Below are 1,137 nucleotides of genomic sequence, written 5' to 3' on the forward strand. Positions count from 1 at the left end.
ATCGATCTGCCGTCGTTGCGGTTTGTGGTGTTTGGTGGGGAGGCGTTGGAGCCTCGGCGGTTGGCGGGGTGGGTGGGTCGTTTTGGTGATGGTTCGGTTGTTGATGGTGTGTCGGTGGGTGGTCCGGTGTTGGTGAATATGTATGGGATTACCGAGACGACGGTGCATGTGACGCATCGGGTGATCGATGCGGGTGTGGTTGCCGGTGGTGTGGCGTCGGTGGTGGGTGTGCCGATTGATGGGTTGCGGGTGTTTGTGTTGGATACGCGTTTGCATCCGGTGGCGCCGGGTGTTGCGGGTGAGTTGTATGTGGCGGGTGGTCAGTTGGCGCGTGGGTATCACGAGCGTGCGGGTTTGACGTCGACGCGTTTTGTGGCGAATCCGTTTGTGGTGGAGGGTGTTGCGGCGGGTGAGCGGTTGTATCGGACGGGTGATGTGGCGCGGTGGCGGTTCGATGTGGTGTCGGGTGCGGTGGATTTGGAGTATGTGGGGCGTGCGGATGATCAGGTGAAGATTCGGGGGTTCCGGATCGAGTTGGGTGAGGTGGAGGCGGTGGTGTCCGGGGCGCCGGGTGTGGGTGCTGCGGCGGTGGTGGTGCGTGAGGACGTGCCGGGTGATGTGCGGTTGGTGGGGTATGTGGTGGGGCGTGAGGGTGCGGTGGTGACGCCGGAGGCGGTGTTGGCGTTCGCGGGGCAGTCGTTGCCGGGGTACATGGTGCCGTCGGCTGTTGTTGTGGTGGATGCGATTCCGTTGACGGCGAATGGGAAGTTGGATCGTCGGGCGTTGCCGGCGCCGGTGTTCGCGTCGCGGACGTTCCGTGCTCCGGGGTCGCCGGTGGAGCAGGTCGTGGCGGGTGTGTTCGAGCAGGTGTTGGGTGTGGAGCGGGTGGGTGTGGACGACGATTTCTTCGCGGCGGGTGGTAACTCGTTGTTGGCGACGCGGGTTGTTGCGCGGGTGGGTGAGGCGTTGGGGACGCGGGTTGCGGTGCGGGTGTTGTTCGAGGCGCCGACGGTGGGTGAGTTGGCGCAGGTGGTGTCGGCGTCGGTGTCGGATGCGGGTGTGCCGTTGGTGGCGCGGGTGCGTCCGGATCGGGTGCCGTTGTCGTTGGCGCAGACCCGTATGTGGTTCCTCAACCGG

General features: G+C 65.1%; 1 protein-coding gene. It reads left to right on the top strand.

Annotation, left to right across the window (positions count from 1 at the left end):
* On the top strand, window positions 1–1,137 hold a 1,137-nt coding region (locus tag MB1_RS24760; RefSeq protein ID WP_157084412.1), incomplete at both ends, for an AMP-binding protein.

The sequence above is a fragment of the Millisia brevis NBRC 105863 genome (genome assembly GCF_001552615.1).
GTDB classification, from domain to species: Bacteria; Actinomycetota; Actinomycetes; order Mycobacteriales; family Mycobacteriaceae; genus Millisia; species Millisia brevis.